The organism is Sinorhizobium alkalisoli (genome assembly GCF_008932245.1).
GTDB classification, from domain to species: domain Bacteria; phylum Pseudomonadota; class Alphaproteobacteria; order Rhizobiales; family Rhizobiaceae; genus Sinorhizobium; species Sinorhizobium alkalisoli.
Map to the genome: position 1 here is coordinate 392976 of NZ_CP034909.1, position 14731 is coordinate 407706.

The 14731-nt window shown below is 63.8% G+C and carries 13 protein-coding genes; 10 read left to right on the forward strand and 3 right to left on the reverse strand.

What is annotated here, in order from left to right:
* Positions 1-8: 8 nt before the first annotated feature.
* From EKH55_RS01890 to glcF, 4 genes are read left to right on the forward strand one after another with little or no spacing between them, the layout of a single operon-like run.
* Entirely contained in the window at positions 9-1448 is a 1440-nt protein-coding gene (locus tag EKH55_RS01890) for an FAD-linked oxidase C-terminal domain-containing protein (protein WP_069460297.1), read from the forward strand.
* Positions 1445-2656 (forward strand): glycolate oxidase subunit GlcE, encoded by a 1212-nt coding sequence (gene glcE, locus EKH55_RS01895; RefSeq protein WP_151610885.1) that lies wholly within the window; start codon positions 1445-1447, stop codon positions 2654-2656. The genes EKH55_RS01890 and glcE overlap by 4 nt, the downstream gene beginning before the upstream one ends.
* A 40-nt stretch (positions 2657-2696) precedes the next feature.
* Positions 2697-3077, forward strand: a complete 381-nt coding sequence (locus tag EKH55_RS01900) for a DUF4870 family protein (RefSeq protein WP_151610886.1) — start codon at positions 2697-2699, stop codon at positions 3075-3077.
* Between the two features lie 43 nt (positions 3078-3120).
* Positions 3121-4410 (forward strand): glycolate oxidase subunit GlcF, encoded by a 1290-nt coding sequence (gene glcF, locus EKH55_RS01905; protein WP_151610887.1) that lies wholly within the window; start codon positions 3121-3123, stop codon positions 4408-4410.
* Positions 4411-4626: 216 nt separating this feature from the next.
* Here glcF and EKH55_RS01910 read toward each other — a convergent pair whose 3' ends face one another.
* Entirely contained in the window at positions 4627-5322 is a 696-nt protein-coding gene (locus EKH55_RS01910; RefSeq protein ID WP_069460301.1) for a L,D-transpeptidase, read from the reverse strand.
* 184 nt (positions 5323-5506) lie between these two features.
* The gene (locus EKH55_RS01915) at positions 5507-6253 is read right to left on the reverse strand and encodes a L,D-transpeptidase (RefSeq protein WP_069460804.1); all 747 of its coding nucleotides are present in this window, start codon (positions 6251-6253) and stop codon (positions 5507-5509) included.
* 211 nt (positions 6254-6464) lie between these two features.
* Here EKH55_RS01915 and EKH55_RS01920 point away from each other — a divergent pair, with 211 nt between their 5' ends.
* The 6 genes from EKH55_RS01920 (at position 6465) to EKH55_RS01945 (ending at position 12746) form a co-directional block, all read left to right on the forward strand.
* Positions 6465-7124, forward strand: a complete 660-nt coding sequence (locus tag EKH55_RS01920) for a DNA-3-methyladenine glycosylase I (protein WP_069460302.1) — start codon at positions 6465-6467, stop codon at positions 7122-7124.
* Between the two features lie 151 nt (positions 7125-7275).
* Positions 7276-8799 carry a histidine--tRNA ligase gene (hisS, locus tag EKH55_RS01925; protein ID WP_151610888.1) on the forward strand — a complete coding sequence of 508 codons (1524 nt, stop codon included), beginning with the start codon at positions 7276-7278 and terminating at the stop codon, positions 8797-8799.
* Positions 8799-9941, forward strand: a complete 1143-nt coding sequence (locus EKH55_RS01930; RefSeq protein WP_069460304.1) for an ATP phosphoribosyltransferase regulatory subunit — start codon at positions 8799-8801, stop codon at positions 9939-9941. The genes hisS and EKH55_RS01930 overlap by 1 nt, the downstream gene beginning before the upstream one ends.
* Entirely contained in the window at positions 9938-10633 is a 696-nt protein-coding gene (hisG, locus tag EKH55_RS01935; RefSeq protein WP_069460305.1) for an ATP phosphoribosyltransferase, read from the forward strand. The genes EKH55_RS01930 and hisG overlap by 4 nt, the downstream gene beginning before the upstream one ends.
* Before the next feature lie 106 nt (positions 10634-10739).
* Entirely contained in the window at positions 10740-11447 is a 708-nt protein-coding gene (locus EKH55_RS01940) for a glutathione binding-like protein (protein WP_069460306.1), read from the forward strand.
* Positions 11448-11531: 84 nt separating this feature from the next.
* Complete coding sequence (locus EKH55_RS01945) at positions 11532-12746, forward strand: NAD(P)/FAD-dependent oxidoreductase (protein ID WP_083265435.1); 1215 nt, start codon at positions 11532-11534, stop codon at positions 12744-12746.
* A gap of 296 nt (positions 12747-13042) precedes the next feature.
* Here the strand turns inward: EKH55_RS01945 and groL are convergent, their stop codons facing one another.
* Positions 13043-14680: a chaperonin GroEL gene (gene groL, locus EKH55_RS01950; protein ID WP_069460308.1), complete on the reverse strand. Its 1638-nt coding sequence runs from the start codon at positions 14678-14680 to the stop codon at positions 13043-13045.
* Between the last annotated feature and the right edge of the window lie 51 nt (positions 14681-14731).

A 14731-nucleotide genomic window follows, 5' to 3' on the forward strand; every position in this document is an offset into this window, starting at 1 on the left:
AGGTGCTCATGCCGGAGACGATCGGATTCCTGGAACCCAGACAGGCCGTTCTTGGCCGCCGGCGGGAGATCATCGCCGACCTCACCGATCTCCTCCCTGAGGGGTCGCTGATCAGTGACGAGCGCGGGCTGAAGCCGTTCGAGACGGACGCCTTTCTAGCCTATCGCCGCATACCATTGGCCGTGGCCCTGCCGGAGACGACGGAGCAGGTTGCCGCCGTGCTCAAATATTGCAGCCGATATGGCATTCCCGTCGTGCCGCGCGGCGCCGGGACCTCGCTGTCCGGCGGCGCCATTCCCCAGGAGGATGCCGTCGTCGTCGGCCTCTCCAAGATGTCACGCATTCTCGACATCGACCTCTTCAACCGCGCGGCGACGGTTCAGGCCGGCGTCACCAATCTCGGTATTTCCGAAGCGGCCGGGGCCGACGGCTTCTTCTACGCGCCCGATCCGAGTTCGCAACTCGCCTGCACGATCGGCGGCAATATCGGCATGAATTCCGGCGGCGCCCATTGCCTGAAATACGGGGTGACCACCAACAATCTGTTGGGCGTCAAGATGGTGCTCTTCGACGGCACTGTGATCGAGCTCGGCGGCAAGGCGCTGGATGCGCCGGGTTATGATCTCGTTGGCCTCGTCTGCGGCTCGGAGGGGCAACTCGGCATCGTCACGGAAGCGACTGTCCGCCTGATCGCCAAGCCGGAAGGTGCGCGCCCGGTGCTTTTCGGCTTCGATTCGTCCGAGGCAGCCGGGTCCTGCGTCGCCGATATCATCGCCGCCGGCATCATCCCGGTCGCGATCGAATTCATGGACAAGCCGGCGATCGAGATCTGCGAAGCCTTCGCCCAGGCGGGCTATCCGCTCGACGTCGAGGCGTTGCTGATCGTCGAGGTCGAGGGTTCCGAAGCTGAGATGGACACGATGCTTCGGAGCATCGTTGAGATCGCCCGCCGCCACGGGGTCAAGACGATCAAGGAATCGCAGTCGGCGCTCGAGGCGGCGCTGATCTGGAAGGGCAGGAAATCCGCCTTCGGCGCCACCGGTCGCATCGCCGATTACATCTGCATGGACGGCACCGTGCCGCTGAGCCAGCTCTCCCATGTCCTGCGCCGGACCGGCGAAATCGTCGCGGGTTACGGCTTGCGCGTCGCCAACGTTTTTCATGCCGGCGATGGCAACATGCATCCATTGATCCTCTACGACATCAACGACCCGAAGGATGCGGCGCGCGCGGAGGCTGCCGGCAACGACATCCTGAAGCTCTGTGTCGAGGCCGGCGGCTGCCTCACGGGCGAGCACGGCGTCGGCATAGAGAAACGCGACCTGATGCGGCATCAGTACAGCCAGGCCGACCTCGATCAGCAGATGGCGGCGCGGGCGGCCTTCGACCCGCACTGGCTCCTGAACCCGTCCAAGGTCTTCCCGCTCGAAGGACGGCCCGCAGCATGATCGTTCATTTCGAGCCGCCAAGCGAGGAGGGCATTGCCTCGGTCGTCCGCTCGGCATCGGCCGAGCGCGTCACGCTTTCGATCGTCGGCGGCGGCACACGGACGGGCCTCGGCAACCCCGTCCGGGCGGCTCGCACGCTTTCGACGCGGCGCCTCTCCGGCATCGTCACCTATAATCCTGCGGAGATGACGATGAGCGCGCTCGCGGGTACGCCGCTGTCGGAGATCGAGGCGGCGCTCGAGGCGAAAGGCCAGATGCTGTCCTTCGAGCCGATGGACCACAGGCCGGTCTTCGGCACCTCCGGCGAGCCGACCATCGGCGGCGTCTTCGCGGCCAACGTCTCGGGCCCGCGCCGCTATGTCGCCGGTGCCGCGCGCGACAGCCTGCTCGGCGTTCGCTTCATCAACGGCCGCGGCCAGGCGATCAAGGCCGGCGGGCGGGTGATGAAGAATGTCACCGGGCTCGACCTCGCCAAGCTGCTTGCCGGCTCCCACGGCACCCTCGGAATCCTGACGGAGGTCACCTTCAAGGTCCTGCCGTCGCCGCCGGCGGCCGCGACGGTGGTTGTTTCCGGTCTCAACGACGCGGAGGCCGCAGCGGTGATGGCCGAGGCCATGGCCCAGCCGGCGGAGGTGTCGGGCGCTGCGCATCTGCCGGAGAGCGTCCGCGGGCGCTTCATCGACGGCGCGCTGCCCGAGGGGGCGGCCACGGTTCTGAGGCTCGAAGGGCTTGCGGACTCGGTTGCCCTGCGGGCGAAAAGGCTCTCAGAGGCGTTCGCTCGCTTCGGGCCGGTTTTACGATTGGATACCGTACAAACCAAGCTGCTTTGGGCGGATATCCGCGACGTGAAGCCCTATGCCGACGGCACGATGCGGCCGCTCTGGCGTGTCTCCGTCGCCCCCTCCGCGGGGCACCAGCTCGTTGCCGCGCTTCGGTTGCAGACCGGCGTGGACGCCTATTATGATTGGCAGGGCGGGCTCGTCTGGCTGCGCATGGAGGCCGATCCCGAGGCCGAGCTGCTACGTCGCTATCTCCGTGCGGTCGGCGGCGGCCACGCGACGCTTCTGCGCGCCGGTGAGGACGAACGCGCGCGCATACCGGCCTTTGAACCGCAGCCACCTGCTGTGGCACAATTGTCCGAACGCCTGCGTGCGTCGTTCGACCCATTGCGGATTTTCAATCCCGGGCGGCTGGCGACCATCGCTTGAGGCATCGCCGCGAAGACGCCCAACGGCCAAGGAGACCTCAATGACAGATCCTGGTTCCCGCACGCATCTTTCCCGCGACACCGATCGCTGGCTGGAGCCTGGGAAGGTCAATATCCAGATCGTCTACGTCCTGTATCTGTTGGGCTTCGCCATCGGCATCACACCGCTGATCGGCCTCGTCATCGCCTATCTCAATCGTGACAAGGCGGAAATCTGGGCAAGGTCGCATTATGACTGGGCGATCCGAACCTTCTGGATCGCCTTGCTGTTCGTCCTGATCTCCGCGGTTCTGTCCGTCGTTCTGATCGGTGTGCTCGGTTTCGTGGCGACCGCGGTCTGGGTCGTGGTGCGCTGCGTCGTCGGGCTTCAGAAGGCCGCGCGCGAGGAGCCGATCACCAATCCGGAAAGCTGGTGGATCTAGGTTCAGGAGCGAATCCGCGTCCTGGCAGTATGGGAGTACTCGGTTGCAGACCAACTTTTCCCCCGAACAGCTTGCCGATCCGCATGTCGCGGAATCCGAGCAGATCCTGCGCAAGTGCGTTCATTGCGGCTTCTGCACCGCCACCTGTCCCACCTATGTGCTCCTCGGCGACGAGCTCGATAGCCCCCGCGGGCGTATCTATCTCATCAAGGACATGCTTGAAAACGGGCGTGCCGCCGACACGGAAACCGTTACCCATATCGACCGCTGCCTCTCATGTCTCTCCTGTATGACGACCTGTCCTTCGGGCGTCGACTACATGCATCTCGTCGACCACGCTCGCATTCACATCGAGAACACCTATCGACGGCCCTTCAAAGACCGTGTCGCCCGTTCCGTGATCGCCGCAACGCTGCCCTATCCGCAGCGCTTCCGGGCGGCACTCCGGGCGGCACGTCTCGCGCGGCCGATGGCCGGGCTGCTGAAGCGCGTTCCCTGGCTCAAGACCTTCGGCGTCATGCTCGATCTTGCGCCGGCAGCGCTGCCGCCGACGGTAGCCAAGCCGAAGGTCCATTCGGCGAAAGGTGCTCGCCGCGGGCGCGTGGCGCTGCTTACCGGCTGCGCACAGCCGGTGCTGCGGCCGGAAATCAACGAGGCGACGATCCGGCTGCTGACGGGGCAGGGGATCGAGGTCGTCCTCGCGGAAGAGGAAGGCTGCTGCGGCGCCCTGGTCCATCATATGGGCCGCGAGGAACAAGCGCTGAAGGCCGCCCGCCGCAATGTCGACGCCTGGCTGAAGGCTGCTGATGAGGGTGGCCTCGACGCGGTCGTCATCACCGCCTCCGGCTGCGGCACGACGATCAAGGATTATGGCCACATGCTGCGGCTTGATCCCGCCTATGCCGAGAAGGCGGCGAGGGTCTCTGCTCTGGCGAAAGACATAACCGAATATCTGGCGGATCTGGATCTGCCGGAACAGAAGGCGCGCGGCCTGACGGTCGCCTATCACTCCGCCTGTTCGATGCAGCATGGGCAGAAGATCACGACGATGCCGAAGCAGCTTCTGAAACGGGCGGGATTTTCCGTTCGCGACCCGGCCGAAGGCCACCTCTGTTGCGGCTCGGCCGGCACCTACAACATCCTTCAGCCGGAAATATCGGCGAAGCTCAAGGCCCGAAAGGTCGGGAATATCGAAGCGACGAAGCCGAATGTGATCGCGACCGGCAATATCGGTTGCATCACGCAGATCGCGACCGGAACCGCCATCCCCATCGTGCATACGGTCGAGCTTCTGGATTGGGCCTATGGCGGGCCGAAGCCGGCGGGGATTTGAGGCGAGAGGCGGCCTCCGTCCGGCCTGCCGGAACCATGTAGCGCGCCACACCACCTCGCTCTCCAGTGCGGTCGAACGGACGAACGCGGCGTTTTAGGGCACGCCCCGCCCGCAAATCGGAACCATGTTCGGAAAGCTCGATGCGCAGATTAAGAGAGTTACAGCGCCGCGCGTCTGCCAAGACGCGGCGATGTAGAGTGAGGGGAGTTTCGCTCGTCAGCCGCCGAAGATCTCGCGGAGAATGTCGACGCCGCGGTCGTCGAAGCTGATGTCGCCCTGCTTGTTGCCGGGGCCGATCACGATCACCTTGGTGCCGATCGGTGCCCGATCGTAGAGGTGCTCGACATCGTTGTTCATCATCCGGATGCAACCCGAGGACATGTTCTGGCCGATCGTCCAGGGCTGATTGGTGCCATGGATGCGGAAGATCGTGTCGCGACCGCCCTTGTAGAGATAGAGTGCGCGGGCGCCGAGCGGGTTGTCGATGCCGCCTTCCTGGGTGATCGGCAGGATCCGGCCCTTGGCCGCTTCGCGTGCGCGCATTTCCGCCGGCGGCGTCCAGCTCGGCCATTCGGCCTTCCGGCCCACTTTGACGATACCGGACCAGCCGAAGCCCTCGCGGCCGACGCCAATCCCGTAGCGGGTCGCGCGGTTCGGACCATCGATGTAATAGAGGAACTTGCTGTTGGTATCGATGATGATCGTGCCGGGCGCTTCTTCCGTGCGGAAACGAACCTTGGTGCGCCAATACTTTTTCGGCGGCTTCTTCTGCTGGGCGGTGAGGACGATGTCCGAGCGCTTGACGGCCCGACCGCCCGGCTCGGCAGGCGTGAACGCCGAAGCGTTGACGGCAGCAAAAAGAGTGGTGGCCGCGACGCCGAGCGCGACCAGTTTACCGGCGTGACATTTCATCTGCGATTCCCTCTGAACCCCGAAATCCGAAAGCCATGCGATTTACTGGCAAGTCGCGGCCTGAAACAACCGATAGAAGCAGACTGCGTTGGGCAATCAGCGTCGTGGATAGTGTTTGTTGCCTTTAGATCACGGTTCGGCGGGAAAAGTGCGGCGCCTCGTCGGAAGCGGACCGCAGCTGCCGCTACAGAACGAGGACCTTGGTGCCGACATTCACCCGCTCGTAAAGGTCGACGACGTCCTCGTTGCGCATGCGGATGCAGCCGGAGGACACGGCGTAGCCGATCGTCCAAGGGGCATTGGTACCGTGGATCCGATAGAGCGTGGAGCCGAGATACATGGCGCGGGCACCCAGCGGGTTCTGCGGACCGCCGTCCATGCGCGCCGGCAGGTAGTGACCCTTGGCTGCTTCGCGCGCGATCATTTCCTGCGGCGGCGTCCAACTCGGCCACTCGGCCTTGCGGGTGATCTTGTGCTCGCCTGCCCACTCGAAGCCCGGCTTGCCGACGCCTACTCCGTACCGCCGGGCTTCGCCATTGCCGGTCACGAGATAGAGGAAGCGATTGTTGGTGTCGATCACGATCGTGCCGGGCTTTTCCCCCGTCTCATAGGCCACCATCTGTGGCAGGAACTGCGGGTCGAATTTGGTTTTCACCGGTTTCTGGGCGCGCGTGGCGGCCACGGGCTGAACGGCGGGGGCGTAGGGCGTGCGCCTGACCTGGCGCCGTTCGACGGGTTTTCGGGAGGCCGTGGGCGCCTCTGGGCGGTAAACGACAGGGCGCACGCGCCCGCCGGTCAGCTGCATCACCCACGGGGCCGTCAGGTCCGGGCTGACGATGACCGGCGGCCGGTTCTGATAACGATCCTGCGCCCCCGCGCCGACGGGGAAAATGCAGAGGCAGGAGGTGGCAAGCAAGAGGAACTTCTTCATCTTCATCGGGCGGACTCGCTACATGACGCCCATTACAAGGCGGCTATTGGAGCCGCGATGCTCGCACCCGCCCGCCACCGAAAGGTAAACGGCCCTTCACTAAAATGCCGCGACCGCAAGAAAGCTTTGGGTAGGGTTATTTGCGGCTTTATGAATCTGGTTTGCAAATGGTAAATAGAACAAAAAGGAAACGGATGCGAAGGAATGGACGATGACGGAAAAGGGTCTGATCACGGGCGAGGACGGGCTCAGCCGTTGTGCCTGGCACAGCAATCTCGAAGACTACCGTCGCTATCATGACGAGGAATGGGGGCGGCCGATGGCGGACGACCACCGGCTGTTCGAGAAGATCTGCCTGGAAGGCTTCCAGTCGGGGCTTTCCTGGCTGACGATCTTGAGAAAGCGAGAGGCGTTTCGCGGGGCCTTTGCAGGCTTCGATTTCGAGGTCGTCGCCGAATTCGGGGAGGCCGATGTCGAGCGCTGCCTAGCCGATCCGGGCATCGTGCGTCATCGCGGAAAGATCGTCTCCGCGGTCAACAATGCCCGGCGGGCGAGGGAGCTGCGCGATGAATTCGGGTCTCTCGCCGCCTATTTCTGGTCGCACGAGCCCAACGGAAGCGAACGTCCCCCTGTCATGGACTACGACACGCTGGTGGCCAATCCGACGACGCCGGCTTCGGTCAGGATTTCGAAGGATCTGAAGAAGCGCGGCTGGACCTTCGTTGGGCCGACGACCGTCTATGCCTTCATGCAGGCCATGGGCCTCGTCAACGACCACCTGGAAGGCTGCTTCTGCCGTGCCGGTGTCGAGGAGATGCGGCGGCAATTCGTGCGGCCTGCCGCAGGTCCGTCTCGATCGGCCTCGATCTAGCGCATCGGCCTGCCGGTTTTCGCGTGTCGTTGTTCTGAGAAAGGCAGCAGTGATCCGGACCCGCCTTGAGCGCCTTTGTCGCTGCCGCCGCCCTTGCCGCCCTTGATATGATCCGGTAGGGAAGGCTCCGACCAAGCTTTGAGTAGCCGGAATGCCTTCCATGAACCAGAAAACCAAGAAAACGCAGAAGCTCAAGGCGCGCCTGCCGCGCGGCTTCGTCGACCGGTCGGCCGCGGATATCCGCGCCGTCGACGAGATGATTGCGAAGATCCGTGAGGTCTATGAGCGCTACGGCTTCGATCCGGTGGAAACGCCGCTATTCGAATATACCGACGCGCTCGGCAAGTTTCTCCCCGACAGCGATCGCCCGAACGAAGGTGTGTTCTCGCTGACCGATGACGACGACCAGTGGATGAGCCTTCGCTACGACCTGACGGCGCCGCTTGCCCGTCACGTGGCGGAGAATTTCAACGAGATCCAGCTTCCCTACCGCACCTATCGCGCCGGCTACGTATTCCGCAACGAAAAGCCGGGGCCGGGCCGCTTCCGCCAATTCATGCAATTCGACGCCGATACGGTCGGCGCCGCCGGCGTCCAGGCCGATGCCGAGATGTGCATGATGATGGCCGACACGATGGAGGCGCTTGGCATCAAGCGCAACGACTACGTGATCCGGGTCAACAACCGGAAGGTCCTCGACGGCGTGCTGGAAGCAATCGGGCTTGGCGGCGACGAGCAGGCGAATACCCGTCTGGCGGTCCTGCGCGCCATCGACAAGCTCGACAAGTTCGGACCGGACGGCGTGCGGCTCCTGCTCGCCGAGGGCCGTAAGGACGAGAGCGGCGATTTCACCAAGGGTGCCGGGCTTGACGAGCAGCAGATCCGCAAAATTCTGTTCTTCATCGGCATCACCGACTACGCCAAGAGTGCCGGCGAACTGGCCGAACTCGTTGCCGGCACCGCCAAAGGCGCGGAAGGCGTCGAGGAACTCAACACCATCCGCAGCCTCGTTCTCAGCGCCGGTTACGAGGCGGACCGCATCAAGATCGACCCGTCGGTGGTGCGCGGCCTCGAATATTATACCGGTCCCGTCTTCGAGGCCGAACTGCAATTCGCCGTCACCAATGAGAAGGGCGAGCGGGTCGTCTTCGGCTCGGTCGGCGGCGGCGGCCGCTATGATGGCCTCGTTTCGCGTTTCATGGGACAGCCAGTGCCGGCGACGGGCTTCTCGATCGGTGTCTCGCGCCTGATGACGGCGCTCAAGAATCTCGGCAAGCTCGGCGCCGAAGAGGTGATTGCGCCGGTCGTCGTCTGCGTCATGGACCGCGACCTCGATAGCATGGGCCGTTACCAGCGCTTCGTGCAGGAGTTGCGCCACGCCGGCATCCGCGCCGAGATGTATCAGGGAAACAAGAAGAATTTCGGCGACCAGCTCAAATATGCCGATCGCCGCGGCTCGCCGATCGCCATCATTCAGGGCGGCGACGAGCGCGCCTCCGGCATCGTCCAGATCAAGGACCTGATCGAGGGCAAGCGCCTCTCCGGCGAGATAGAGAACAACGTCGCCTGGCGCGAGGCTCGCGTCGCCCAGGTCTCCGTTCTGGAAAGCGAACTGATCGCCAAGGTTCGGGAAATTCTGGAAGGGCAGGCCGAGGATCGGAAAAGGTCAGGCTGATGCCGCTGATCGATCTCCCCGCCTTTGCCCCTGACCTTCTTGCCGATTTCGAACGGCTGAAGACGCTGCGTGTCGATACGCCGGTGATCCAGCCGGCCGAGCCTTTCCTCGACATGGCGGGAGAAGACCTGCGCCGCCGCATCTTCATGACCGCGAGCGAGACCGGCGAGAGCCTGTGCCTGCGCCCGGAATTCACCATCCCCGTCTGCCTCAGGCATATCGAGACGGCGACCGGCACGCCGCAGCGTTACGCCTATCTTGGCGAGGTCTTCCGCCAGCGCCGCGACGGCTCGAACGAGTTTTACCAGGCAGGCATAGAGGATCTCGGTGACCCGGACACGGCCGGCGCCGACGCGCGAGCAATCGGCGATGCGATGCTCGTTGCAGCCAACCGGCTACCTGGTCGGCGGCTCAAGGTGACGCTCGGCGATCAGTCCGTCTTCGAGGCGGTGATCGCCGCCTGCGGCTTGCCGGCCGGTTGGCAGAAGCGGCTCATCCATGCCTTCGGCGACCAGAAACAATTGCAGAGGCTTCTGGGGGAACTTGCAGACCCAAAGTCCTCCGGCGTCTTCGGTCCTGAGGTCGAGCGACTTGCCGGGATGGGGATCCTTGATGACGTCGACCGACTCGTGGCGGAGATCGCCGGTATCATGGAAGCGACCGGCTATTCTACCAATGCCAGCCGCTCGCCCGGCGACATTGCCCGCCGGCTCAAGGAAAAGATGGCGCTTGCGGCGACGAAACTCGACCCGGCCGCGCTTGCGGTCATGCGCGAATTCCTGGCGCTCGATCTGCCGCTCGCCGATGCGCCAGAGGCTCTGCGGCAGTTCGCCACCGAGTCGGGACTGAAAATAGGCGATGCGCTTGCACTCTTCGACGCCCGCGTTGCGGCGCTTGCAAAGTCGGGCGCCGATGTCGATGTCATCAGGTATCGCGCCGCGTTCGGCCGCCCGCTCGATTACTACACCGGGCTGGTCTTCGAGATCGAACTCGAGGGAACGCCGGCGGTTCTCGCAGGCGGCGGACGCTTCGACAGGCTGCTGACGCTGCTTGGCGCCCAGGAGCACATCCCGGCCGTCGGGTTCTCTCTCTGGCTTGACCGGATCGAACGGGCCATGGCGGCCGCAGGGGACGCGAAATGACCATTACCCTTGCGCTGCCCTCGAAGGGACGGATGAAGGACGACGCCTCGGCCATCTTCGAGCGGGCCGGCATGAAGATCGTCGCCGTCGGCAATGATCGCTCCTATCGCGGGCGCGTCGAGGGCTGGGACGACGTCGAGGTCGCCTTCCTTTCGGCCTCCGAAATCTCGCGCGAGGTCGGCAGCGGTGCCGTCGATTTCGGCGTCACCGGCGAAGACCTCGTGCGCGAAGGGCTGGCCGATGCCGATGGGCGGGTCGAATTCGTGGCCCGGCTCGGCTTCGGCCAAGCGGATGTCGTCGTCGCCGTGCCGGAAATCTGGTACGACGTTGATACCATGGCCGACCTCGGCGACGTCGCCGCCGATTTCCGCGCCCGCCATGGGCGGCGACTGGCGATCGCCACCAAGTATTGGAGGCTGACGCAGCAGTTCTTCTCCGGGAGCCACGGCATTCAGCTCTACCGCATCGTCGAAAGCCTCGGCGCCACCGAAGGCGCCCCGGCCTCCGGCTCAGCCGACATCATCGTCGATATCACGTCGACCGGCTCCACGCTCCGCGCGAACCATCTGAAGATTCTTTCGGACGGCGTGATCTTGCGTTCCGAGGCCTGCCTTGTCCGGGCCCGCAAGCCGGCTCACGCGGACGATCCCACGGTTGATCGCATCATCGCTGCCGTGCGAGGAGCGCTCTGAGCCGGTTGGCGCATCTCGTATTCGTCGGTCCCGGCCCTGACAAATGCAACCGGCGCTACCTATGTAGGGACGGCAGAGCTCCCAAGAACAAACTCGAGGCAACCTTATGGCTGATCTTTCCTCCTTCCCGATTACGCGCCGCTGGCCGGCGAAGAATCCTGACATTATCCAGCTCTACTCGCTGCCGACCCCGAATGGCGTGAAAATCTCGATCGCGCTCGAAGAACTGGGCCTGCCCTATGAGGCGCACCGTATCGCCTTCGACGCAAACGAGCAGAAATCGCCCGAATTCGTCTCTCTCAACCCGAACGGCCGCATTCCTGCGATCATCGACCCCAACGGACCGGACGGCAAGCCGATCGGGCTCTTCGAATCCGGCGCGATCCTGGTTTATCTGGCGGAAAAGACCGGAAAGCTCATCCCTGCGGATGCGGCCGGCCGTTATGAGACGCTGTGCTGGGTGATGTTCCAGATGGGCGGCGTCGGGCCGATGCTGGGCCAGTTCGGTCATTTCTTCAAGTTCGCGGCGGACAAGGTCGCCAACAATCCCTATCCGGTCGAGCGTTATCGCGACGAGGCGAAGCGTCTTCTCGGCGTTCTCGATGCGCGTCTTGAGGGCCGGCAGTGGCTGATGGGCGACGAATACACGATCGCCGACATCGCCACCTATCCTTGGGTGGAAGGCGCGCGCAAGTTCTACGGTGGCGCTGAGGTGCTCGACTATGAGAGCTTTCCGAATGTCCTGGCCTGGGTGGAGCGCGGTCTCGCCCGCCCGGCTGCTCAGAGGGGCTTGGAAATTCCGAGAAAGGAATAGCCGCTGCACCTACCCGGCCGCAGTTGACGAGCCGGCGGCCGGGAGCGTACCGGTTAGGAAAGAGAATCGTGACAGGTGGATAAGGTGTCGGGAAGGCTTGTTGTCATCGGTGGCGGTCAGGCCGCCTTCGCCCTGGTTGCCAAGCTGCGCGCGCTTGCCGACCAGCGTCCGATCACCGTCATTGCCGCGGAAGCGAGCCTGCCCTACCAGCGGCCGCCGCTCTCCAAGAAGTACCTGCTGCGGGAAATGAGCCTCGACCGGCTGCTTTACCGGCCGGAGGCCTGGTATGCGGACCATTCGGTCGACATCCGTCTGTCGACGAGCGTGACGCGCGTCGACCGCGCTGCAAAAGAGGTCACGCTGAGTGACGGATCAAAGCTCGACTATGAGACGCTGGCTTTCGCCACCGGGGCGACCCCGCGCCGCTTGCCGGTATCGATCGGTGGCGATCTCGCCGGCGTCCATGTCGTGCGCGATTACAAGGATGCCGACCGGCTTGCCGAGGAAATGCAGCCGGGGCGTCGGGCGCTTGTCGTCGGTGGCGGTTATATCGGCCTCGAGGCTGCGGCGGTCGCCCGCAGCCTCGGTCTCGAGGTGATCGTCCTCGAAATGGCCGACCGCATCCTCCAGCGTGTTGCCTCCGCAGCCACCTCGGCAATCGTGCGCGATATCCACCGCGCGCATGGGGTTGAAATTCGCGAAGGCATGGGGCTGCATCGTCTCATCGGTGAGAACGGCCGCGTCTCGGCCGCCGAGCTTTCCGACGGTTCCGTCGTCCCTGTGGACATGGTGATCGTCGGCATCGGCGTGACGGCCAACGACGCGCTCGCGCACGATGCCGGGCTTGAAACTGCGAATGGCATCCTGGTCGATAGCTACGGGCGGACGTCCGACCCGGCGATCTATGCCATGGGCGATTGCGCAGTCCTGCCCTGGCAGGACATGCGCATCCGCCTGGAGTCGGTACAGAACGCCGTGGACCAGGCAGAGGCCGTGGCCGCCATCCTCGCCGGCGGTTCCGCGCCCTACGATCCGCATCCCTGGTTCTGGTCGGACCAGTACGACGTCAAGCTCCAGATCGCCGGCTTCGGCCTCGGGCACGACGAAACTTTGGTTCGCCCTGGCCAGCGCGAAGGCAGTGTTTCGGTCTGGTATTTCCGCGAAGGCAAGCTGATCGCCGTCGATGCGATCAACGACGCCAAGGCCTATGTCACCGGAAAGAAGCTGCTGGAAGCGGGGAAGACGCCGGACCGCAAGATTTTGGCCGACCCGCGGAGCGATCTGAAATCGTTGATGTAACCGGCGAAATCGCCCCTCACCCTAGCCCTCTCCCCGCAGGCGGGGGAAGGTGGGCGGCAGGCCGGACGAGGGGCCTCCGCGACGATCGACTACCTCAACGAGACGATCATTTCTCGCTGAATAGCAAAAAGGGCAGCCCGAGAGCCGCCCTTCAGATCCGTATGGACCTGCTGTGTTAAGGCTGTCGCCTTATCACATCATGTCCATGCCGCCCGTTCAGCGCGCTTGACGCGCTGAACTGCTTTAAGTGCATGGGCGAAGCTTTATGGACCTGCTGTGCTAAGGCTGTCGCCTTATCACATCATGTCCATGCCGCCCATGCCGCCCATGCCGCCCGGCATTGCCGGAGCGTCCTTTTTCGGCAGTTCGGCGATCATGGCTTCGGTGGTGATGAGCAGCGAGGCAACCGAAGCTGCGTCCTGGAGCGCGGTGCGAACGACCTTGACCGGGTCGATGATGCCCATGGCGATCATGTCGCCATATTCGCCGGTCTGGGCGTTGTAGCCGAAGTCGTCCGTGTTCTTCTCGAGGATCTTTCCTACGACGATGGAAGCTTCGTCGCCAGCGTTTTCCACGATCTGGCGGGCCGGAGACTGCAGAGCGCGGCGAACAATGTTGACGCCGGCTTCCTGGTCGTCGTTTTCGCCCTTGGCGGTGATCTTGACGGAGGAGCGGAGCAGGGCAACGCCACCGCCCGGTACGATGCCTTCCTGAACGGCAGCGCGCGTCGCGTTGAGGGCGTCGTCGATGCGGTCCTTCTTTTCCTTCACTTCGACTTCCGTCGCACCGCCGACGCGGATGACCGCAACGCCGCCAGCGAGCTTGGCAAGGCGTTCCTGCAGCTTTTCACGGTCGTAGTCGGAGGTGGTTTCTTCGATCTGGGCCTTGATCTGGGCAACGCGGCCTTCGATGTCGGACTTCTGGCCGGCGCCGTCGACGATGGTCGTGTTTTCCTTGGAGATCGAGACCTTCTTCGCACGGCCGAGCATGTCGAGCGTAACGCTTTCGAGCTTGATGCCGAGGTCTTCGGAGATGACCGTACCGCCCGTCAAGATGGCGATGTCTTCGAGCATGGCCTTACGGCGATCACCGAAGCCCGGAGCCTTGACGGCGGCGATCTTCAGGCCGCCACGCAGCTTGTTGACGACGAGCGTGGCAAGGGCTTCGCCTTCGACGTCTTCAGCGATGATGAGGAGCGGCTTGCCCGTCTGGACAACGGCTTCGAGAACCGGGAGCATGGCCTGGAGGTTCGAAAGCTTCTTCTCGTGCAGGAGAATGAAGGCGTCTTCGAGGTCGGCGACCATCTTTTCCGGGTTGGTGACGAAGTAGGGCGACAGGTAGCCGCGGTCGAACTGCATGCCTTCGACGACTTCGAGTTCGGTCTCGGCGGTCTTGGCTTCTTCAACCGTGATGACGCCTTCGTTGCCGACCTTCTGCATCGCTTCGGCGATGTCGAGGCCGATCTGCTTTTCGCCGTTTGCGGAGATCGTGCCGACCTGGGCGACTTCATCCGAGGTGTTGATCTTCTTGGCCTTGGCGAGCAGGTCCTTGACCACTTCGGCGACGGCGAGGTCGATGCCGCGCTTCAGGTCCATCGGGTTCATGCCGGCAGCAACAGCCTTTGCGCCTTCGCGAACGATCGCCTGGGCGAGAACGGTTGCGGTCGTCGTGCCGTCACCGGCGATGTCGTTGGTCTTCGAAGCGACTTCGCGGACCATCTGGGCGCCCATGTTCTCGAACTTGTCTTCGAGTTCGATCTCCTTGGCGACCGAAACGCCGTCCTTGGTGATGCGCGGAGCGCCGAAGGACTTGTCGATGACGACGTTACGACCCTTCGGGCCGAGCGTCACCTTGACTGCATCGGCGAGGATGTCGACGCCGCGCAGCATCTTTTCGCGCGCAGAACGGCCGAACTTGACTTCTTTAGCTGCCATTTTTGAAAGCTCCTGGTTTCGAAATTCCGGAACAGGTCCGGTTTCAAATTA

Coding starts and splice junctions, on each gene's coding strand:
- EKH55_RS01890 (WP_069460297.1), top strand. CDS start 9: ATGCCGGAGACGATCGGATTCCTGGAACCCAGACAGGCCGTTCTTGGC.
- glcE (WP_151610885.1), top strand. CDS start 1,445: ATGATCGTTCATTTCGAGCCGCCAAGCGAGGAGGGCATTGCCTCGGTC.
- EKH55_RS01900 (WP_151610886.1), top strand. CDS start 2,697: ATGACAGATCCTGGTTCCCGCACGCATCTTTCCCGCGACACCGATCGC.
- EKH55_RS01910 (WP_069460301.1), bottom strand. CDS start 5,322: ATGAAATGTCACGCCGGTAAACTGGTCGCGCTCGGCGTCGCGGCCACC.
- EKH55_RS01915 (WP_069460804.1), bottom strand. CDS start 6,253: ATGAAGAAGTTCCTCTTGCTTGCCACCTCCTGCCTCTGCATTTTCCCC.
- EKH55_RS01920 (WP_069460302.1), top strand. CDS start 6,465: ATGACGGAAAAGGGTCTGATCACGGGCGAGGACGGGCTCAGCCGTTGT.
- hisS (WP_151610888.1), top strand. CDS start 7,276: ATGCCTTCCATGAACCAGAAAACCAAGAAAACGCAGAAGCTCAAGGCG.
- EKH55_RS01930 (WP_069460304.1), top strand. CDS start 8,799: ATGCCGCTGATCGATCTCCCCGCCTTTGCCCCTGACCTTCTTGCCGAT.
- hisG (WP_069460305.1), top strand. CDS start 9,938: ATGACCATTACCCTTGCGCTGCCCTCGAAGGGACGGATGAAGGACGAC.
- EKH55_RS01940 (WP_069460306.1), top strand. CDS start 10,740: ATGGCTGATCTTTCCTCCTTCCCGATTACGCGCCGCTGGCCGGCGAAG.
- groL (WP_069460308.1), bottom strand. CDS start 14,680: ATGGCAGCTAAAGAAGTCAAGTTCGGCCGTTCTGCGCGCGAAAAGATG.